19 protein-coding genes and 1 tRNA gene are annotated in these 19,409 nt (G+C 46.5%); 5 read left to right on the forward strand and 15 right to left on the reverse strand.

What is annotated here, in order from left to right; all coding sequences use genetic code 11:
- Nucleotide 1: 1 nt before the first annotated feature.
- The 10 genes from rpmI to GQ367_RS05945 all read right to left on the reverse strand — a co-directional run bounded on the left by rpmI (nucleotide 2) and on the right by GQ367_RS05945 (nucleotide 9,167).
- Nucleotides 2-199, reverse strand: a complete 198-nt coding sequence (rpmI, locus tag GQ367_RS05900) for a 50S ribosomal protein L35 (RefSeq protein ID WP_215289856.1) — start codon at nucleotides 197-199, stop codon at nucleotides 2-4.
- A gap of 166 nt (nucleotides 200-365) precedes the next feature.
- Nucleotides 366-887 (reverse strand): translation initiation factor IF-3, encoded by a 522-nt coding sequence (gene infC, locus GQ367_RS05905; protein WP_089516031.1) that lies wholly within the window; start codon nucleotides 885-887, stop codon nucleotides 366-368.
- A gap of 42 nt (nucleotides 888-929) precedes the next feature.
- Nucleotides 930-2,852 (reverse strand): threonine--tRNA ligase, encoded by a 1,923-nt coding sequence (gene thrS / locus GQ367_RS05910; protein ID WP_215289858.1) that lies wholly within the window; start codon nucleotides 2,850-2,852, stop codon nucleotides 930-932.
- 106 nt (nucleotides 2,853-2,958) lie between these two features.
- A tRNA-Val gene (locus tag GQ367_RS05915) sits at nucleotides 2,959-3,035 on the reverse strand.
- A 28-nt stretch (nucleotides 3,036-3,063) separates the two neighbouring features.
- Entirely contained in the window at nucleotides 3,064-4,944 is a 1,881-nt protein-coding gene (locus GQ367_RS05920) for a bifunctional (p)ppGpp synthetase/guanosine-3',5'-bis(diphosphate) 3'-pyrophosphohydrolase (protein WP_215291907.1), read from the reverse strand.
- Nucleotides 4,945-4,984: 40 nt separating this feature from the next.
- Nucleotides 4,985-6,043 carry an alpha/beta fold hydrolase gene (locus GQ367_RS05925; RefSeq protein ID WP_215289860.1) on the reverse strand — a complete coding sequence of 353 codons (1,059 nt, stop codon included), beginning with the start codon at nucleotides 6,041-6,043 and terminating at the stop codon, nucleotides 4,985-4,987.
- The gene (locus tag GQ367_RS05930) at nucleotides 6,043-6,813 is read right to left on the reverse strand and encodes a 3-hydroxybutyrate dehydrogenase (protein ID WP_215289862.1); all 771 of its coding nucleotides are present in this window, start codon (nucleotides 6,811-6,813) and stop codon (nucleotides 6,043-6,045) included. Before GQ367_RS05930 ends, GQ367_RS05925 begins: the two co-directional genes overlap by 1 nt.
- 70 nt (nucleotides 6,814-6,883) lie before the next feature.
- On the reverse strand, nucleotides 6,884-7,804 hold the full coding sequence (locus GQ367_RS05935) for a cation diffusion facilitator family transporter (protein ID WP_215289864.1): 921 nt from the start codon (nucleotides 7,802-7,804) through the stop codon (nucleotides 6,884-6,886).
- A 2-nt stretch (nucleotides 7,805-7,806) separates the two neighbouring features.
- Nucleotides 7,807-8,457: a CoA transferase subunit B gene (locus tag GQ367_RS05940; protein ID WP_215289866.1), complete on the reverse strand. Its 651-nt coding sequence runs from the start codon at nucleotides 8,455-8,457 to the stop codon at nucleotides 7,807-7,809.
- 11 nt (nucleotides 8,458-8,468) lie between these two features.
- On the reverse strand, nucleotides 8,469-9,167 hold the full coding sequence (locus GQ367_RS05945) for a CoA transferase subunit A (protein ID WP_215289868.1): 699 nt from the start codon (nucleotides 9,165-9,167) through the stop codon (nucleotides 8,469-8,471).
- A 300-nt stretch (nucleotides 9,168-9,467) separates the two neighbouring features.
- Between GQ367_RS05945 and GQ367_RS05950 the strand changes: the two genes are divergently transcribed.
- Nucleotides 9,468-11,141 carry an electron transfer flavoprotein-ubiquinone oxidoreductase gene (locus GQ367_RS05950; RefSeq protein WP_215289870.1) on the forward strand — a complete coding sequence of 558 codons (1,674 nt, stop codon included), beginning with the start codon at nucleotides 9,468-9,470 and terminating at the stop codon, nucleotides 11,139-11,141.
- 60 nt (nucleotides 11,142-11,201) lie between these two features.
- Here GQ367_RS05950 and GQ367_RS05955 read toward each other — a convergent pair whose 3' ends face one another.
- The 4 genes from GQ367_RS05955 to GQ367_RS05970 form a co-directional block, all read right to left on the reverse strand.
- A complete protein-coding gene (locus GQ367_RS05955; protein ID WP_215289872.1) occupies nucleotides 11,202-12,368 on the reverse strand; it encodes an MFS transporter in 1,167 nt (388 codons plus the stop codon).
- A 13-nt stretch (nucleotides 12,369-12,381) separates the two neighbouring features.
- Nucleotides 12,382-13,482 carry a chorismate synthase gene (aroC, locus tag GQ367_RS05960; protein WP_215289874.1) on the reverse strand — a complete coding sequence of 367 codons (1,101 nt, stop codon included), beginning with the start codon at nucleotides 13,480-13,482 and terminating at the stop codon, nucleotides 12,382-12,384.
- Nucleotides 13,483-13,570: 88 nt separating this feature from the next.
- On the reverse strand, nucleotides 13,571-14,032 hold the full coding sequence (locus tag GQ367_RS05965; RefSeq protein ID WP_215289882.1) for a CBS domain-containing protein: 462 nt from the start codon (nucleotides 14,030-14,032) through the stop codon (nucleotides 13,571-13,573).
- A gap of 123 nt (nucleotides 14,033-14,155) precedes the next feature.
- Nucleotides 14,156-14,998: a YihY family inner membrane protein gene (locus GQ367_RS05970; RefSeq protein ID WP_215289884.1), complete on the reverse strand. Its 843-nt coding sequence runs from the start codon at nucleotides 14,996-14,998 to the stop codon at nucleotides 14,156-14,158.
- A gap of 41 nt (nucleotides 14,999-15,039) precedes the next feature.
- Here GQ367_RS05970 and wrbA point away from each other — a divergent pair, with 41 nt between their 5' ends.
- Genes wrbA through GQ367_RS05985 form a run of 3 tightly spaced genes read left to right on the forward strand, consistent with a single transcriptional unit; the run spans nucleotide 15,040 to nucleotide 17,564 of the window.
- A complete protein-coding gene (gene wrbA / locus GQ367_RS05975; protein WP_215289886.1) occupies nucleotides 15,040-15,642 on the forward strand; it encodes an NAD(P)H:quinone oxidoreductase in 603 nt (200 codons plus the stop codon).
- Nucleotides 15,639-16,082: a DUF2069 domain-containing protein gene (locus GQ367_RS05980; protein ID WP_215289888.1), complete on the forward strand. Its 444-nt coding sequence runs from the start codon at nucleotides 15,639-15,641 to the stop codon at nucleotides 16,080-16,082. The genes wrbA and GQ367_RS05980 overlap by 4 nt, the downstream gene beginning before the upstream one ends.
- A 54-nt stretch (nucleotides 16,083-16,136) precedes the next feature.
- Nucleotides 16,137-17,564 (forward strand): FAD-binding oxidoreductase, encoded by a 1,428-nt coding sequence (locus GQ367_RS05985; RefSeq protein ID WP_215289890.1) that lies wholly within the window; start codon nucleotides 16,137-16,139, stop codon nucleotides 17,562-17,564.
- A 90-nt stretch (nucleotides 17,565-17,654) separates the two neighbouring features.
- On the opposite strand, the gene GQ367_RS05990 is transcribed toward GQ367_RS05985, so the two are convergent.
- Nucleotides 17,655-18,005 (reverse strand): winged helix-turn-helix domain-containing protein, encoded by a 351-nt coding sequence (locus GQ367_RS05990; RefSeq protein ID WP_215289892.1) that lies wholly within the window; start codon nucleotides 18,003-18,005, stop codon nucleotides 17,655-17,657.
- Nucleotides 18,006-18,270: 265 nt separating this feature from the next.
- Here GQ367_RS05990 and GQ367_RS05995 point away from each other — a divergent pair, with 265 nt between their 5' ends.
- Nucleotides 18,271-19,362: an alkene reductase gene (locus GQ367_RS05995; RefSeq protein WP_215289894.1), complete on the forward strand. Its 1,092-nt coding sequence runs from the start codon at nucleotides 18,271-18,273 to the stop codon at nucleotides 19,360-19,362.
- The last annotated feature ends 47 nt before the right edge of the window (nucleotides 19,363-19,409 follow it).

Here is a 19,409-nt window from a genome sequence, read left to right on the forward strand (position 1 = left end):
GTTAAGCGTAAGGCATCATGGAACGTACTGATTTCACATCTGAATCATGTACGGCAACTGCACCGCGAAGGTGACGTTTGTTCTTAGTCGTCTTCTTGGTCAGAATATGGCGCTTGAACGCTTGACCACGTTTGATAGAACCGCTTGCGCGAACTCTAAAACGCTTAGCTGCACCGCTTTTCGTTTTCATCTTGGGCATAACTGCTCCCTTTTCACTAATTTGTACGACTTAGGTGGCAATCGACGATTGCGCTTCTATTACCCAGACATACTTCTAAATAAGACTTTCGTCTTTCTCCGGTCTGACTTACGTCGCCGGGTTACTGCATCACCTTTTCAGGTAATTCTTTCACTCGTTAGAGTGATTATTTCTTCTTGATGGGGGAAAGAACCATCACCATCTGGCGCCCCTCCATCTTTGGAAACTGCTCAACAGCGCCATACGGCTCCAGATCAGCTTTCAATCTTTCCAACATGCGCACACCAATTTCTTGGTGGGCCAATTCACGACCTCGGAAACGCAAAGTGATTTTTGTTTTATCACCTTCTTCTAAGAATCTCACCAAATTGCGCAACTTAACGTTGTAGTCACCGTCATCAGTGCCAGGGCGGAATTTAACTTCCTTCACCTGAATAACTTTTTGCTTTAACTTCGCTTCGTGAGCTTTTTTAGCTTCTTGGTATTTGAACTTGCCGTAATCCATCACACGGGCAACCGGAGGTTCTGCCGTTGGGGCAATCTCCACCAAATCTAATTCGCTCTCTTCCGCCAGTCTTAAAGCATCAGCCAATTTCACCACTCCAAGTGGTTCACTGTCGTTGCCAATTAATCGTAATTCGGGGGCAGTAATTTCCCGGTTAATACGATGAGTTTTCTCAGTAGCTATCTCGTGTTTCCTTCAAAATTTTTTAACAAGACCTTGCTCACCTCAGACTGGCTGGGGTCCGACCTTCTGGGATACATCCTGTTGGAGTCGGGCGATGAAGTCTTCGATTGGCATTACACCTAAATCAACTCCACCTCTGGCGCGCACGGCCACCGCATTTGCTTCTGCTTCCTTGTCACCGACAACGATGAGATAAGGAACCTTCTGCATTGCGTGCTCACGGATTTTAAACGTAATTTTCTCGTTCCGCAAATCAACTTCAGCTCTAAATCCTTGTTTTTTGAGGATTTGCTGTACTTTTTCAGCATATTCGGCTGAATTTCCGGAAATATTCATCACTATGCACTGAGTTGGTGCAAGCCAGGTAGGCATCGCGCCGGCATGGTTTTCGATCAAAATGCCGATAAATCGCTCCAAAGAACCCACGATCGCACGGTGCAACATGACTGGTACTTGACGATCATTGTCAGCAGAAACGTATTCAGCGCCTAAACGTTGTGGCATTGAAAAGTCAACTTGCATGGTGCCGCACTGCCATGAACGACCGATTGAATCTTTGAGGTGGTATTCAATTTTTGGACCGTAGAAAGCACCCTCACCTGGCAACTCTTCCCACTCTTGACCAGAGGATTTCAAAGCATTGCGCAAGGCATCTTCTGCCTTATCCCAAATGGCGTCATCACCAACTCGCTTAGCAGGACGCAGGGCCAATTTAACGGCCACTTCTGTGAAACCAAAATCTTGGTAAACCGCACGCACGGCTTTATCGAAGTCAGCCACTTCAGATTGAATCTGATCTTCTGTACAGAAAATATGTCCGTCGTCTTGTGTGAAACCACGCACACGCATCAAACCGTGCAAGGCACCTGATGATTCATTGCGGTGACACTGACCAAACTCACCGTAACGCAACGGTAGTTCACGGTAGCTGTGTAAACCAGCGTTATAAATTTGTACGTGACCTGGGCAGTTCATCGGCTTCAAAGCATAGGCACGATTCTCAGACTCAGTCGTGAACATATTGTCTTTGTAGTTTTCCCAGTGGCCTGATTTTTCCCAAAGTCCACGGTCCAAGATTTGCGGAGCTTTGACTTCTTGGTAACCATTGTCTTGGTACACACGGCGCATGTATTGCTCTACTTGCTGCCAAATCGTCCAACCTTTTGGATGCCAGAAGATCAAGCCTGGAGCTTCTTCTTGGAAATGGAATAGATCTAATTGCTTACCTAGTTTGCGGTGATCGCGTTTCTCAGCCTCTTCCAACATGTGGAAGTAAGCGTCTTGATCTTCTTTCTTGGCCCATGCTGTGGCGTAAATACGCTGAAGCATTTCGTTCTTGCTGTCGCCGCGCCAATAGGCACCTGCCACTTTGATCAATTTAAATACTTTTAATTTGCCAGTTGATGGCACGTGAGGACCGCGGCACAAGTCAGTGAAGCCACCTTCTGAATACAAAGAAACATCTTCAGATTGCGGAATCGCTTCAATCAATTCTGCTTTGTAGTGCTCGCCCAAACCTTTGAAATATTTAACAGCTTCATCACGACTCACCACACGACGCTCAATCTTCTCGTCTTTTTTGGCCAACTCAGCCATCCGCTTTTCAATCGCTACCAAGTCTTCTGGTGTGAATGGACGGCTGTAGGCAAAGTCATAATAAAAACCAGACTCGATCACCGGTCCGATGGTCACCTGCGCTTCTGGGTAGAGTTCTTTAACGGCATAAGCCATCAAGTGGGCGCTGGAGTGACGAATAACTTCCAAGCCTTCTGGGTCTTTGTCTGTGACGATCGCAAGATTGCTATCAGAGTCGATCAAGTGACTGGTATCAACCAATTTGCCATTGACCTTACCGGCCAAAGCAGCTTTAGCCAAACCAGCACCAATGCTTTGTGCCACTTCGAAAACGGTCAATGGCGCGGGATATTCGCGTTTTGATCCATCAGGTAATGTGACAACAACCATATCAACTCCAAAAATTTAGCGCGGTGCTCTGGGGTCTGATTGAACCTAGGACATTCCGCGCCAGTTTTTACATCACTGCACCATACTTTGATGGTGCCAAATTCGTTGGTAGGCTCGATTGGAATCGAACCAACGACCTCTACCATGTCAAGGTAGCGCTCTAACCAACTGAGCTACGAGCCTATTAAGACCGACAGTTTATCACTTGTGGCTACTTCCTTCTTGCCTCAGTGACACCTTTGACCTCTAAAAGAGCACTCACAGCGGTTTGCAAACCATTGGTTGAGGGCACTTCAATCGTGAACTGCATGCTGGCAATACCTTTGCGAGATTGAGTTTTGACGCCTGTGACGTTGATTTTTAGGCGTGAGAACACCTCAGAAATATCGCGCAATAAACCCTGGCGATCGACGGCCATCAAAGCCAGATCCACTGGGAACAATGACTTGCCTTGAGGTTGATTGCCCCACTCAGTGACCACCACTCTTTCTGGCGCTCTGGCAAGCAGTTGCTTGAAAGTACTGCAGTCTTGTCGATGAATCGATACGCCACGACCTCGGGTCACAAATCCACTGATCGGATCTGGTGGCACAGGGCGGCAGCAACGCGATAGTTGCGTGAGCAAAGAATCAACCCCAACCACCAAGACATCGCCTTGGCCCGATTTAACTTTGCTCTTGCGCAAGATGATGTCGGGCAACTCAGGCTTAACAACTTCAGCTGTCCCATCATCTTTATCAGCCTTGTCAGTTTTGTCACCATCTTGTTCAGCTTGCTGCGCCGTGAACCAAGCACGCACTTTTGATTTAGCACGATTCGTCGCGAGGTAGCCGCGCTCTGCATTCAACCAATCTAAAGAAGGGCCGCCTTGTTTGACAGAAATGATCTCAACGGTTTGGCCATTTTTTAGTCGCGTGTCCAAAGGCACCATCGCACCATCAACCCGCGAGCCTCTGCAGCGGTGACCCAAGTCCGTGTGAACCGAATACGCGAAATCAATCGGAGTAGCACCCTGCTGTAAAGGTACGACCTGACCCAAAGGTGTCAGCACATAAATTTGATCATCAAGCTCTTGCCCTTTGAGTTGATCCCAAGCGTCTTCCTTCCAAGCAATCAACTGTCTGGCCCACGCAATGCGGCGATCGTATTCTTCCTTGGCACTCACCGTACCGGCATAACCTTGCTTGCCCGCTTCTTTGTAACGCCAATGCGCAGCCACACCGTACTCGGCTTGCTTGTGCATTTCATGGGTTCTGACTTGCACTTCAAATGAAATGTTGTCCGCATCCATCACCACGGTGTGCAGCGATTGATAACCGTTGGGTTTTGGTCTGGCAATGTAGTCGTCAAATTCTTTTGGGATGGGTTGCCAGATGTGATGCACGATGCCCAAGGCAGCGTAGCAATCTTTCACATCATCGACCATGATGCGAAATGCGCGCACATCGTAAAGCTGAGCAAAGTCGATGGACTTGCCCTGCATTTTTTTCCAAATGCTGTAAATGTGTTTTGGACGACCCTGCACTTCACCTTTGATGCCCGCTTGATTTAATTCTGCTTGCAAGCGATCCATGACATCAGCAATAAATGCTTCACGTTCAACACGTTTTGAATCTAACAAACTCGCGATCTGTTTGTAGGTGTCTGGAGCCAAGCATCGAAATGCCAAATCTTCCATCTCCCACTTCAATTGCCAAATACCCAAACGGTTGGCCAATGCAGCATCGACATCCAAGATGTCTTGCGCCCAAGATGTTTGTATTTCGATTCTTTGTGAGGTGACCCAACGCAAGGTTTGAACCACTGATGCTAAATGCAATAGCACCACGCGCAAGTCATGCGCAAATGCCAAAAGCATTTTTCTTAAAACTTCTACTTGAGCTTGCGCACTTTGACCAAGTTGATTGGATGACTGTCGGGCAATTTTTAATTGCGCTGCTTTCAGCGCGCGATAACCCATGATCAATTGAGCGACTTCTTGCCCCAATTGTTTTTCTAGAGATTCTTTAGAGAGTGTTGAGTCAAGATGCTCGGCAGCCAAGCAACTGGCTTCATCTAACTTTAAGAAGAGCAGGATCTCCTTCACGCCCATGGCATGGGCATGAAGGTCTTCTCCAAACAATAAATCGGTCTTAACTATAGAACTCACGTGCTAAGGATACCTGTTCTGGCGTGATGAATGCCGGAGCATGACCCACCCCAAGAATTTCGGTGCTTTTTGCTTTGGGGTTACGACGACACATCTCATTCACTGTGAGCCCTGAAATCAAATCAGAATCAGCACCACGCACAATCAGCATCTCAGCCTTGATTGCATCGTAGGCTTTCCAGGTCATCATTTCACCCATCATGGAAGTCATCTTATTAACTGCTGAAAATGGTTTAACAATGTCCGGGTCGTAATGCACGATCCACTGATCACCATCTTTTTTCAAATGAGGGCCGTTGTAGTCTTTCCACTGCTCTGGTGTGAAAGTTCCAAAAGGTTCACAAATGCGATTGAGATAAATCAAGCCTTCTTTTTTGCTGTTAAAGCGCAAAGGTTTGCCAACATAATCACCCAAACGTTTGAGCGCTGTTGGTTCAATTCTTGGGCCAACGTCATTGAGAATCATTTTTTTAATCGGTGAGTTTTTCTGGCTCGCCATGAAGATGCCAATCAAACCACCCATCGATGTGCCAAACCAATCAACTTCTTGCAAACCTAACTGTGCAAGAAGTGCATTCATATCAGTCACATATTGCGGAATGCCATACAACATCGGATTTTCTAACCAATCAGAATCTCCCCGCCCCACAATGTCTGGGCAGATCACTCTGTAACGATCGCGCATGGCTTTGGCCAGGACTGTGAAGTCACTGCCGCGGCGAGTTAAGCCGTGCACACAGATCAAGACTCGTGGGTTATTGGGACCTCCCCACTCGTGATACGCCATCTTATGAAAGCCTGATGGGCTGGCGCATTGCACATAGTGCGTTCTACATTCTGGATCAGGAAGATCAGGAACATCCTCAACTGGGATGGGGTAATTAATCGCTGGTGTTGATAGCGGTACTGCTACCTCATTCTTTACTTCGCTCTTTACTTCACCGACCGGCGCTTGCGACACGCCCACAGAGCTTGTGAGTTCTATCTCATAAGAGCTCTGTGGTTTCTTTCCGAAGAGTCGTTGAAGTAAGCGCTTGAGCATTACTGGGCTACCCAGCCTCCATCCATGTTCCAAGCAACACCACGTATTTGCGTGGCCGCTGGACTACAGAAGAACACTGCCAAAGCTGCTAATTGATCAGGAGTGACGAATTCGCCAGATGGTTGCTTTTCAGAAAGCAAACGCTTCTTAGCTTCTTCATTGTTCACCTTGTCTTTTTCAGCGCGAGCATCCACTTGTTTTTGCACCAATGGAGTCAACACCCAACCTGGGCAAATCGCATTACAAGTCACACCGGTTTGCGCTGTTTCTAAAGCTGTTACTTTTGTTAAACCAACGATGCCGTGTTTAGCAGCCACATACGCTGACTTCTGCGCAGAGGCTACCAAGCCATGCACGGATGCCAAGTTGATGATGCGACCCCAATTGCGTTGCTTCATGCCAGGCAATGCCATGCGCGTGGTGTGAAACGCTGAAGACAAGTTGATCGCAATGATCGCGTCCCAACGATCCACTGGGAAGTCTTCCACATTGGCCACGTGCTGAATACCTGCGTTATTGACCAAAATATCAATCGCACCAAAACGCTTTTCAGCGGCTTGCATCATCGCTTCGATTTCTGCAGGCTTGCTCATGTCAGCGCCGTGGTAATCCACTTCAACACCAAAAGCTTTGACTTCAGCCATCGCTGCGTCTTTTTCTCCAAAGCCGTTCATCATGATATTGGCACCCTGCTCTGCCAATGCTTTAGCAATACCCAAGCCAATACCACTGGTTGAACCAGTGACCAATGCTGTTTTACCTTTCAACATACTCATATCCAATCGCTCCAAAATATTTAATAATTTATTTAATAAATAACTTATTTGTTAATACAGTAATTTAACTGGGCATCTCAGGTTGCAAGGTGACATGATCAATCTCATGCTTCTCTAGCAACATCTTATTAATCTTTTCCATCGTGATTGGCCAATCTTGCAAATCACGCACTTCCACATGACCAATCAAGGCAGGATGTCCAGGAGACATTTCCCAGACATGCAAATCATGCACTGCCAATACGCCATCAACTGCTTGAAGATCTTTACCCACTTGAACATAATCAATGTGATGAGGCACACCCTCCATCAAGAAGTGGTAAGACTCTTTCAATACATCTGCTGTAGAGCGAAGCAATAAAACACAAACAAACAATGACAAGATTGGATCGATTTGCATCCAACCTGTGAAATGAATTACAACACCTGCGATCAATGCAGCCAAAGAACCCAAGAGGTCGCCCATCACATGAACCAAGGCTGCTTTGGTATTAACACTTTTCGAATCTTTAGACAAAACCCAAGCGACGATCAAGTTGATCACCAAACCAATCACGGCTACCACCATCACGGCCTGACCCTGCACTTGATGCGGCTCATTGAAACGTGAGATGGCTTCAACAGCAATCCAAATGATCAGAACTAACATCGCCAAGCAGTTAACAAACGCTGCTAATGATTCTGCACGTCCAAAACCAAATGAATGTTTGATTGAAGGTGGTCGCTTGGCAATGATTTGCGCCAACAAAGCCAAAGCCAACGCCGATGCATCAGTGACCATGTGGCCAGCATCAGAGATCAAAGCCAATGAGTTGGCCCAAAAACCTGCAAAAGCTTCAATGCCGGCAAACAGGAAAGTCAGCAGCAAAGCTGCTAACAGAATGCCGGCTTGATGAGACTCTCGGTAATGAAGATGCTGAGCATCGCCCCTCTTGTGCGCATGCAAGTGAGCTGCATGCTGAGTTACTTGCTTAGCATCTTTCATGCTTAGACAGCGCTGGTATCTAAAGGACAGCCTGTTTTAGCAATCACTTCTTCTTTGCTCACACCAGGTGCAAGCTCAAGTAGCTTCATGCCTTGAGGTGTGATATCAATCACAGCTAAATCAGTGATGATGCGATTCACCACACCCACACCTGTTAATGGCAAAGTGCAGTTTGGCAAAATCTTGATGTCTTCTGTGCCATCTTTTTTCTTGGCCACGTGCTCCATCAACACCACCACGTGCTTCACACCAGCCACCAAGTCCATCGCACCACCCATGCCTTTGACCATCTTGCCTGGGATCATCCAGTTGGCCAAGTCACCTTTTTCGCTGACTTGCATCGCGCCCAAAATGGCAATATTGATTTTGCCGCCGCGAATCATTCCAAATGAATCAGCTGAAGAAAAAATCGCAGAGCCAGGCAATGTGGTGATGGTTTGTTTACCCGCATTGATCAAATCTGCATCGACTTGATCTTCTGTTGGGAATGGGCCAATGCCCAACAAACCGTTTTCTGATTGAAGCCAAACTTCAATTTCTTTTGGTACGTGGTTCGCTACCAAGGTTGGTAAGCCAATGCCCAAGTTAACGTAGTAACCATCTTTTAATTCTTTGGCTGCACGTGCAGCCATTTCATCACGATTCCATGCCATGATCTTGCTCCTTAAGCCTTGCTAACAGTGCGCTGTTCGATGCGCTTTTCTGGATTTTTGTTTAACACGATGCGATGCACATAAATACTTGGTGTGTGTACATCAGCAGGCTCAAATGCGCCGTTCTCAACGATCTCTTCGACTTCAACCACCGTGATCTTGCCGGCCATTGCGCACATTGGATTGAAGTTGCGCGCTGTGTGGCGGTAGATCAAGTTGCCAGCTTTGTCAGCTTTCCAAGCTTTCACCAAAGCAATGTCTGCCACCAAAGAGCGTTCCATCACATATTTTTCGCCATCGAATTCGCGGATCTCTTTACCATCAGCCACGATCGTGCCAACACCAGTCTTAGTAAAGAAAGCAGGAATGCCACAACCACCTGCGCGAAGTTTTTCTGCCAAGGTACCTTGTGGCGTGAACTCAAGTTCTAATTCACCAGCCAAGTATTGGCGTTCAAATTCTTTGTTTTCACCCACATAAGATGAAATCATTTTTTTGATTTGGCGAGTTTCTAGTAATTGACCTAAACCAAAGCCATCCACACCAGCGTTATTAGAGATGGCTGTTAAGTTGGTTGCCCCTGTATCGCGCAATGCGGCGATCAATGCCTCAGGAATACCACACAAACCAAAACCACCCACTGCAAAAGTTTGGCCATTTTTGACAATATCTGCCAAAGCCTCTTTTGCAGAACCGTAAACCTTATTCATGAAAAACTCCCATTTGATTCAAAGATAGCTGGTTTTAATCTCTAAAACCCATTGTTTTGCTGACAATTTATCAAGCAAACAATATGCCAAACCCCTATTTATATACCATTCTATTGACGTTACCTTGACAGAATTAACCCAAGAGCGACCTAAATGCCCTAAACCCTTGTAATACATGAACTAAAGGGGGTGCTAGTATCTGTTTTGCACTCAGTTAAAGCATGATTTGAGATTGATCTTAAAATCACAATTGTTAAAACATTGATTCAGTGAGTCAGAAGAACTCATTTTGGAGATTGCATGAATACCAGCCCTGAGCTACTTGAACAATTTGGCCCGCGTGAATCCATGGACTATGACGTCGTCATCGTCGGTGGTGGCCCCGCTGGTTTATCAGCCGCCATTCGCTTAAAGCAATTGAGCGCTGAAAAAGGTCAAGAGATCTCTGTCTGTGTTTTAGAAAAAGGTTCTGAAGTTGGCGCACATATCTTGTCAGGCGCCGTGATGGACCCAATCGGCATCAATGAGTTGATCCCTGACTGGAAAGAACAAGGTGCACCACTCAACACTGCAGTGAGTGAAGATCGTTTCATGTTCCTCACAGAGAGCAAGTCATACACCACCCCTCAATGGATGTTGCCTAACTGCTTTAAAAATCATGGCAACTATGTCGTGAGCTTATCGAACTTCACCCGTTGGTTAGGCACTCAAGCTGAGAACCTTGGCGTAGAAATTTTCCCAGGCTTTCCAGCAGCAGAAATTTTGTATGGTGAAGCAGGTCAAGTAGTTGGTGTGGCCACGGGTAATTTAGGCGTTGGTCGTGATGGCCAAGCCACTGAGAATTTCCAGCTCGGCATGGAGTTGCGCGCCAAGTACACATTGTTTGCTGAAGGTGCACGTGGTCACTTAGGCAAACAATTGATTGAGAGCTATCAATTAGACGAAGGCAAAGATCCTCAGAGTTATGGTCTTGGCATCAAAGAGCTATGGGAGATCGATCCAGCCATGCATCAAGAAGGATTGGTGATCCACACAGCAGGCTGGCCACTCAGTTCTGATACTTATGGCGGTTCATTTTTGTATCACCTAGAAAACAATCAAGTAGCCGTTGGTTTTGTGGTGGGCTTGTCTTATAGCAATCCTTACCTCAGTCCTTTTGAAGAGTTCCAGCGTTACAAAACACATCCGAGCGTGCGCAAGTTCTTCGAAGGTGGCAAACGCATTGGTTATGGTGCACGCGTGATCACAGCCGGTGGCTTGAATAGTTTGCCAAAGACTGTTTTCCCAGGTGGTGCCTTGATTGGTTGCGATGCGGGCTTTTTAAATGCGTCTCGCATCAAAGGTAGTCATGCAGCGATCAAGACTGGCATGTTAGCTGCTGAAGCTGCTTTTGAAGCTGTCACACAGAATCGCTCTGGTGATGAGTTAAGCGCTTACCCAGAAGCTTTCAAGAAGAGTTGGTTGTATCAAGAATTGAATAAGGCGCGCAACTTCAAACCATGGATGGGCAAAGGTTTGTATGTGGGCACTTTGATGGTGGGCATTGAACAAAAGTTATTCGGTGGCAATGTGCCATGGACAGTGCACACACAGTACGCTGATCACGAGTATTTAAAACCGGCTGATCAATGTCAAAAAATTGACTATCCAAAACCTGATGGAAAAATTACTTTTGATAAATTATCTTCAGTATTTATTTCTAATACAAACCATGAAGAAAATCAGCCAGCGCATTTAACGCTGCTTAATTCAATGGTGCCAGTCATCACCAACTTACCAGTGTTTGATGGTCCAGAGCAACGCTACTGCCCTGCTGGTGTTTATGAGTACGTGGAGGGTGAACAAGGTCAGCAATTACAAATCAATGCGCAGAACTGCGTGCATTGCAAAACCTGTGACATCAAAGATCCAACGCAAAACATTGTTTGGTTAAATCCTGAAGGTTCTGGCGGTCCGAATTACTCTGGGATGTGATTCTGCAGTTTTTAGGTGATTTTTGAGTTGTTTATTGCGCTGTTTTCTTGAACCGTTTCTTCAGCCCTTAATCGCCACAGCATCATGGTATGGCTTCACACGACTCATGCACCAGTAGCCCAATAAACTACTGAGGGCTGCCAAACCAAAGACGTGGTGTGGCGCGAGGTATTCCCAAACCCAACCAGCAAACAAACCGCCCACTGTGCCACCAATGCCATACGAGACGGTGGTGTAAAGCGCTTGCCCTCTGGCTTGCAAAGGTCCTTTGAACCAGGTTTGCAACATCTTGATGCTGGCACTGTGGTGAGCACCAAACGTTGCTGCGTGCATCACTTGAGCCAAAATCAAAATCAATAATTCAGGAACATAAGCCATCAAAGCAAAACGCACGATACCGATGAAGTACGCGCCGAGCAAAATGTTCTTTGTGGTGAATCTGGCAAAAAAGTAACTTTGAAAGTAAAAAAATATCACTTCAGCTAGAACACCCAACATCCAAAACAATCCTATCTCCCCTTTGGCGTAACCCAAACGGTCGAGATACAAAGAGTAAAAGACATAAAGTCCTGCATGACCAAAGATCATCCAAAAGTTAGCCGACATGAACCACTGCACGTTGCGATTTTTAAGCACATGACTTAACTTGATATCAGCGTGCATCACCACATCCATCGGTGGTTCACGCAAGGTCATCGTCAAAGCAGTCATGATCAGCAATGCCACGATGCCAAACCAAGGCAAGCTCTCAATGCCAAAAGTTTCAAACCAGGCACCGGCGCCCAGCACCATGGCGATAAAACCAATTGAGCCCCAGAGTCTTAAGCGCCCATAGCGTTTATCAAAGTCATTGTTTTTATACAAAGCATGAACTGTGGCTGCCTCACCCAAAGGCATCAGACTGCTGATCACAGTGTTCAATAAGAACATCCAGATGAGTAAAGCGATGTAACTCTCTAGGTAAAAAATGCCAGAAAAAATAATGCAGGCCAGTGCGGATGTGATGCGCATGATGCCCAAGCGATCGCGGCGCATATCAGCCAACCAACCCCAAGCAAAAGGACCTAGGATGCGCGTGATCTGGAACATTGACATCAAAGCAGCGATTTCAATCGCGCCGAAGTCTTTACTCGCAAAGTAAAGACTGGCATAGGGCGACATCAGCCCAATGTATGAAAAGTAAAAAAAGAAAAAGGCTGCGAAAGACAGTCGTACCAGACCAGTCATTGCAGCACTCTATTTAGGGACGTTGTGCTGGAATGCGTGGCGTACTGACACTGACATCACCGCACTGTGCGCGATGTCTTAAGACATGATCCATGATCACCAAAGCCAACATGGCTTCAGCGATTGGAGTGGCGCGTATGCCCACGCAAGGATCGTGACGACCTTTGGTTTGCACCACGTAGGCATCACCAGCACGATTGATGGATTGTTTTGGTGACATGATCGATGAGGTTGGTTTGATTGCAATCGATACGACCACATCTTGACCACTGCTGATACCACCCAACATACCACCCGCGTTATTGCTTGCAAAACCATCTGCAAACATTTCATCGCCGTGCTCACTGCCTTTTTGGGCAACGCTCTTAAAGCCTGCGCCAATCTCAACACCTTTGACCGCATTGATGCCCATCATCGCGTGCGCAATGTCTGCATCCAATTTGTCAAAAATAGGTTCGCCCAAACCAACCGGCACATTCTTAGCCACCACCGTCAAACGTGCACCGCAAGAATCACCTGCTTTACGCAGTTGATCCATGTACGCCTCTAGCTCAGGAATGATCTTGGCATTAGGAGCAAAGAATGGATTTTGAGAAATCTGTGATTGATCTTCAAACGGAATCTCTACATCACCCAATTGAGTCATGTAGCCATAAAAACTAATGCTGTGTTTTTCTGCCAACCATTTTTTAGCCACCGCAGCTGCAGCCACAACAGGCGCAGTTAAACGCGCAGAAGAACGACCGCCACCACGTGGGTCGCGAATGCCGTACTTGTGCCAGTAGGTGTAGTCAGCGTGTCCTGGTCTAAAGCTATCCAAGATGTCGCCATAGTCTTGACTGCGTTGGTCCGTATTACGAATCACCAAAGCAATCGGGGTACCGGTTGTTTTACCTTCAAACACACCTGAAAGAATTTCTACTTGATCAGCTTCTTGACGTTGTGTGACGTGGCGCGAGGTGCCAGGTTTGCGTCGATCCAAGTCAAGTTGAATATCTTCAACTGATAAAGACATGCCCGGAGGACAGCCGTCTACAACAGCTCCGATTGCGGGTCCATGAGATTCACCAAAAGTGGTGATACGAAATAAGTGTCCTAGTGTGCTTCCAGCCATGCCTCAATTATGACATTGGTCTGGCATTGAGGCTTGATTTGCCATTCTTATTTTTTGTTATTTTTGTAATTCTTGGCAAAGAATGGCTTTATTTGGCTGGCGCGCCAGAGTCTTCAGCAGCTGGCCAGTCACGGATGTAGGCTTTGAGCATGGTGTTTTCAAAACCTTGGGCCTCCACCACTGCTTTAGCAACGTCGTAGAAAGAAATCACGCCGTTCAAGGTATTACCATCCAATACCGGTAAGTAGCGCATGTGTTGATCTAGCATGATGCGACGTGCTTCATCCAAGTCCATCTCTGATGTACATGTCATAGGAGACTTCTCCATGACAGAACCAACGGTTTCTTGGCCCAAAGTTCCATGACTTTTTGCCAAGGTGTTGATCACTTCACGAAAGGTCAGAATACCCACCAATTCCGAGTACTCCATCACCACCAATGAACCGATGTCTTTTTCTGCCATGATGTGCACGGCAGCTGCAAGCGATGTGTCCGGCGCAACGGTATAGAGCGTCGCTCCTTTAAAGCGCAAAATATCACTGACTTTCATGCTTGCCTCCGGTTATTGGATCTTGTGAGACTAGTCTATCAGTAGGATTTGAGACCCGCCAGCCCTGTCTTATAGGGGCTTACCCCAGCTATGGGCTCTTAAAGGACTCTCTTGGGGAAAGTCTTAGGTTTTAGGACGCTTCCATGCCCTGATGATGGGCATATTGGCCACCATGGTGGCGCCCGCCAAAGTGACCCACCAGGTCAAATAAATCCAGACCAAGAACAGCGGCAAGATAGCAAAAGCACCATAAACGGTTTTGTAGATCGGGTAACTCGCCACAAACCAAGCAAAGGCAGATTTTGCTAATTCAAAAATGATGGCGGCACAGGCACCGCCCAAGATGGCATCGCGCCACTCAACTCGCTCACACGGCAGTATTTTGTAGACCAAGCCGAAAGACATGGTCGAAAGCAACAAAGGGAAAGCCCCTGCAATGAAACTAAAGCCATCGCTCAACGGCCCAATCAAACCCTTGGAGGCGCTCAAGACCATAGAACTCAAGTAAATACTCAAACCCAATAAAAGTGGGCCCATGACTGTGGCCACTAGATGAATGCCAATGCGCTTTAAAAATGGTCGGCGGTTTTCTACCTGCCAAATGCGATTGAAGGCATTTTCAACAGTGATCAAAGTAAAAAATACGCCAATCACCAAACCAAGCGTACCGAAGATGGTCAAGCCTTTTGCCTTGAGGGCAAATTGGTTCAAGTAAACCAAGATAGGGTCACCAATGGCGCCAGGAATCAGGTTGTCTGAAAGCCATTCTTGGAAGGCAGCGCGCAGTTTTAAAAAACGCGGCAAGGCCGCCAAAAGAGCGAAAGAGACCGTTACCATTGGCACAATCGACAAGATGGTCGTGAAAGATAGGCTGGCTGCCATTTCATTGATACGGCTCACCTTGGCGCGATTGCGCAGGTATTTAAAAAAATCGAGAAAAGAGTCTTTATGACGAATTGCTTCCACGGCTCTATCATAAGCAAGATACATCAACGAGTACACATTCTATGAATTCTGATATTAATGTTTTAGTTCTTTATTACTCCAGGCATGGCGCTACGCGCCAGCTGGCAGAGCTGATTGCTGAAGGCGTTGAGAGCGTTCCAGGTGTGACAGCGCGCTTGCGCACCGTGCCAGCGATTTCAGCGGTTTGCGAAGCAACTGAATCTGACATCCCAGCATCAGGTCCTCCTTATGTTGAAAATAAAGACCTTCAAGAATGTGCTGGTTTGGCCCTGGGCTCACCGACTCGTTTTGGCAACATGGCTTCAGCCATGAAGTACTTTTTAGACAACACCACGTCCGAGTGGTTATCTGGTTCTTTGGCTGGCAAGCCTGCCTGTGTTTTCACCAGCACTGGCAGCATGCATGGTGGCCAAGAAAGCACTCTCTTATCAATGATGATTCCATTGATGCATCACGGCATGGTGATTGTGGGTCTCCCGTACAGTCATCCTGAATTGATGAACACCCAAACTGGTGGCACACCCTATGGTGTGACGCATTTTGCAAAAGCCGATGGCTCTGCACCGATTTCTGCTGATGAGAAAAAATTGGCGATTGCACAAGGCAAACGCTTGGCTGAAATGGCCAGAAAATTATCAACATGAGCGACTCATTACTGTCACATCCAGAGTTAGCCCCCAAAGATCATTGGCGTTTGATCGCTTGGTTCTCTTGGTTCGCATTGATTGTGTTGTGCATTTTGTGGGAAGCCATTTTGGCGCCCATCAAACCAGGTGGCTCATGGGCAGTGATCAAAGTGGTGCCAATGTTGTTTGCTTTGAAAGGTATTTGGCAAGCTCGTAACTACACCATGCAGTGGGCATCGATGTTAGTGATGCTGTATTTCATTGAAGGTGTGGTGCGCTTGAATGACAAGGGCTTATCTGCCTACTTGGCAGGTTTAGAAATTGTTTTAAGCTTGGTGGCATATTTCGCAATACTGGCTTATTTGAAGCCTTTGAAAAAAGTAGCGAAAATGAAAAAGGCTCAAGAAGAATTAGCAGCAAAAGAGTTGGAAGCTAAGAAATTAGAAGCAGAGAAGTAAGAAGAAAAAATAAAGAACTAAACAAAAAATATTAGACATACTGAGGAAGACAAAATGTCATTGAATGATCAAGAATTGATTGCTGGCTTTGAAAAGATCATTGGCAAAGCCCAAGTGATCACAGCCCCTGATGATTTAGAGCCCTACTTGGTTGATTGGCGCAAGCGCTACCGCGGTCAAGCGATTGCTGCTCTGCGTCCCGGTAACACACAAGAAGTGTCAGAGATTGTGAAACTCTGTGCTGCCAATCGCATCGCGATTGTTCCGCAAGGTGGCAACACCGGCATGTGTGGCGGCGCAACTCCCAACAGCGATGGTCGACAAGTGGTGATCTCTTTGAATCGCATGAACCAAGTGCGCGCGATTGATACATCCAATCAAACCATCACGGTTGAATCTGGCATGATTTTGCAGTCATTACAAGAAGCAGCCACAGCAGCCGATCGTTACTTCCCATTGAGTTTGGGTGCTGAAGGCAGTTGCACAATTGGTGGCAATTTATCCACCAATGCAGGTGGCACTTCAGTATTGCGTTATGGCAATGCACGTGAGCTTTGCTTGGGTCTTGAAGTTGTGATGCCCAATGGAGAAATCTTGAACAGCTTGCGTGGTTTGCGCAAAGACAACACTGGCTACGACTTGAGAGACTTGTTCATTGGTGCCGAAGGCAGCTTGGGCATCATCACTGCAGCCGTCATGAAACTATTTCCGCGCCCAGTGGCTAATTGGACTGCTCTGGTGGCAGTACCGCATGCAGATGCTGCAGTGGAGTTATTGAATCGCTTTCAAGCAGGTGCTTCAGCACAGCTCACTGGTTTTGAAATGATGTCTGATGAAAGTTTGGCATTATTGAAACACTACTACCCTGCTCTTGCGAGCCCATTGAGCGGCCCGAATGCTTATGAAGTGTTGGTAGAAATTTCTGATTACGAGAGCGAAGAGCACGCCATGCAGTTAATGGAGTCAATCTTGGAAGGCGCCCTTGAATCTGGCTGCGCAAGTGATGCAGCGATTGCTAGCAATCTTGCACAAGCCAGAAAGTTTTGGGACATGCGCGAGCACGTGCCATTGGCACAAGCCGATGATGGCCCGAACATCAAACACGATGTGTCTTTACCCATTTCAGCAATCCCAAGCTTCATCACCACCTGCAATGACATGTTGCGTGCCAAGTACCCAGGCGTGCGCGTGATTAACTATGGTCACTTGGGTGATGGTAATTTGCACTACAACATCGCAGGACCAAGTTCAGCCGAAACTGAAGAGTTCTTCACCAGCAAATCCAAAGAGATCCAAGCTCTGGTCTATGCCGAAGTTGAAAAGCTCAATGGTTCTATCTCAGCAGAGCACGGTGTGGGTCAACAAAAGGTCGGTTACTTAAAAGGCCATCGCGGTGAAGTGGCCTTGGGTGTGATGCAAGCGATCAAGCATGCCTTAGATCCACACAACTTGATGAACCCAGGCAAAGTGATTGCTTCTTGATGTTTGATTAACTGCTAATTGTTTTATTTAATCTTGCAATAAAAAAAGCTCCTGAAATTTCAGGAGCTTTTTTGTTTTATGGGTATCTGCTTACTTAGCCGTGGCTGCAATCATGCAATTTGAAATATCTGAGAAGTATTTCAACGCAGTACTGGTAGGCTCGATGTATTTTTTACGGCCATCAGTCTCAACCACATAAGTCACCATGTCTTTGTCACGCAACTGCTTTAAGCGTGCGTGCAAAGTGGCAGGAGATCCAATCTCACGCATGGCGATTGCATCACTGACCAAGAGGCGTTCGCCACTTTTCCAATGAGTTGCTACTTCGTTTAGAAGCTGAGTTTCTGTTGCATCTAATTTAGGAAAGCTTGGTAGCTCTTCAATGGAGCGAACCAAGTTCAAAAACCTGAAGTAGATCTCTTGCAAATCTTTGTTTTTCATTGTCTCGTTATCTTTAGCTATTAATTATCTCTAGGGCTATTAGTTTTTTATTATTATGTACAAATTATAGGTCAATGAACTTACAAAAGTAATAAAAGTTACATAAATGATGTCTTAATTTTTATGTGGGAATGTTGGGTGCGCTTATGCACAGACCGATTACTAAGTATTTGTTAATAAATATATTTTCAATTCCCTACTGAGCAGGTTTACTAAAAACTTCTTAAAATGGATGTCATTCAAACATTCTAAAAAGAAAAGAGACATGAAATTATTCACACCTGAAACATTGGGGGCGATTGCCATCCAAAATCGCCTAGTCATGGCACCTTTAACACGCATGCGTGCCACTGCTGGTGATGTGCCTGGTGAATTAGCAGCCACGTATTACAGCCAAAGAGCCAGCGCTGGCTTGATCATCACCGAGGCTTCGCAAATTTGTCCTTTGGGTAAAGGTTACCCAGGCACTCCTGGCATCTACAGCGACGAGCAAATGAAGGCTTGGCAAAAGATCACAGCCGCTGTGCACGCCAAGAACGGAAAAATTGTGATGCAGTTGTGGCATGTGGGCAGGATTTCTCATTCTTCTTTACACCCTGAAGATGGCTTACCAGTGGCCCCTTCTGCAATTGCTCCAACAGGTCAGGTGTACACAGCTTCTTGGCAATTGGCTGATTATGAAACTCCTCGCGAGCTATCAGTGTCAGAGATTCCTGCATTACTTCAAGCTTATCGCCATGCGGCTACCGTTGCTAAGCAAGCTGGCTTTGATGGTGTTGAGGTTCATGCTGCAAACGGTTACTTGCTAGATCAGTTCTTACAAGACTCTAGCAATCAACGCCAAGATCAATACGGTGGCAGCTTTGCTAATCGCACACGTTTGCTCTTAGAGGTGCTCGATGAAGTGATTCAGGTCTGGGGCAGCGATCGTGTAGGTGTTCGTCTCTCGCCTTACGGCACATTCAATGACATGTCAGACAAAGATCCAATTGGCTTGTTCACGCATGTGATCGAGCAGTTGAACCCTTTGAATCTTGCTTATTTGCATTTAATTGAACCTCGTTCAACCAGTGCAGGCGGTAATGATGAAGTGGCCAAGGATGTTCCAAGCACTTCAGAATTATTCAAAAAGGTCTTTAAAGGCAAAGTCATCATGGCTGGCGGATACGATCGCGCGAGCGCCGAGGCAGCAGTTGCATCAGGTCAGGCTGATGCTGTGGCTTTTGGCAGACTGTATATCTCCAACCCTGATCTGGTGGAACGTTTTGCCCAAAATGCGGCATTAACCCCTTACGATCGCTCAACTTTTTACGGTGGTACTGAAAAAGGTTATACCGATTACCCTTCCTTGACCTAGGACAAAGAAGTCTCAACAATGCTAAAAAGCCCTGTTTTATCAGGGCT

This window comes from Polynucleobacter sp. MWH-CaK5, assembly GCF_018687615.1.
Taxonomy (GTDB): domain Bacteria; phylum Pseudomonadota; class Gammaproteobacteria; order Burkholderiales; family Burkholderiaceae; genus Polynucleobacter.

Bases quoted from the DNA above. Each gene is read 5' to 3' on its own strand.
- GQ367_RS05990 (WP_215289892.1), bottom strand. From the start codon at position 18,005: ATGAAAAACAAAGATTTGCAAGAGATCTACTTCAGGTTTTTGAACTTG.
- GQ367_RS05980 (WP_215289888.1), top strand. From the start codon at position 15,639: ATGAGCGACTCATTACTGTCACATCCAGAGTTAGCCCCCAAAGATCAT.
- GQ367_RS05955 (WP_215289872.1), bottom strand. From the start codon at position 12,368: ATGACTGGTCTGGTACGACTGTCTTTCGCAGCCTTTTTCTTTTTTTAC.
- rpmI (WP_215289856.1), bottom strand. From the start codon at position 199: ATGCCCAAGATGAAAACGAAAAGCGGTGCAGCTAAGCGTTTTAGAGTT.
- GQ367_RS05950 (WP_215289870.1), top strand. From the start codon at position 9,468: ATGAATACCAGCCCTGAGCTACTTGAACAATTTGGCCCGCGTGAATCC.
- GQ367_RS05945 (WP_215289868.1), bottom strand. From the start codon at position 9,167: ATGAATAAGGTTTACGGTTCTGCAAAAGAGGCTTTGGCAGATATTGTC.
- thrS (WP_215289858.1), bottom strand. From the start codon at position 2,852: ATGGTTGTTGTCACATTACCTGATGGATCAAAACGCGAATATCCCGCG.
- wrbA (WP_215289886.1), top strand. From the start codon at position 15,040: ATGAATTCTGATATTAATGTTTTAGTTCTTTATTACTCCAGGCATGGC.
- GQ367_RS05940 (WP_215289866.1), bottom strand. From the start codon at position 8,457: ATGGCATGGAATCGTGATGAAATGGCTGCACGTGCAGCCAAAGAATTA.
- GQ367_RS05995 (WP_215289894.1), top strand. From the start codon at position 18,271: ATGAAATTATTCACACCTGAAACATTGGGGGCGATTGCCATCCAAAAT.
- aroC (WP_215289874.1), bottom strand. From the start codon at position 13,482: ATGGCTGGAAGCACACTAGGACACTTATTTCGTATCACCACTTTTGGT.
- GQ367_RS05930 (WP_215289862.1), bottom strand. From the start codon at position 6,813: ATGTTGAAAGGTAAAACAGCATTGGTCACTGGTTCAACCAGTGGTATT.
- GQ367_RS05920 (WP_215291907.1), bottom strand. From the start codon at position 4,944: ATGGGCGTGAAGGAGATCCTGCTCTTCTTAAAGTTAGATGAAGCCAGT.
- GQ367_RS05985 (WP_215289890.1), top strand. From the start codon at position 16,137: ATGTCATTGAATGATCAAGAATTGATTGCTGGCTTTGAAAAGATCATT.
- GQ367_RS05925 (WP_215289860.1), bottom strand. From the start codon at position 6,043: ATGCTCAAGCGCTTACTTCAACGACTCTTCGGAAAGAAACCACAGAGC.
- GQ367_RS05965 (WP_215289882.1), bottom strand. From the start codon at position 14,032: ATGAAAGTCAGTGATATTTTGCGCTTTAAAGGAGCGACGCTCTATACC.
- GQ367_RS05935 (WP_215289864.1), bottom strand. From the start codon at position 7,804: ATGAAAGATGCTAAGCAAGTAACTCAGCATGCAGCTCACTTGCATGCG.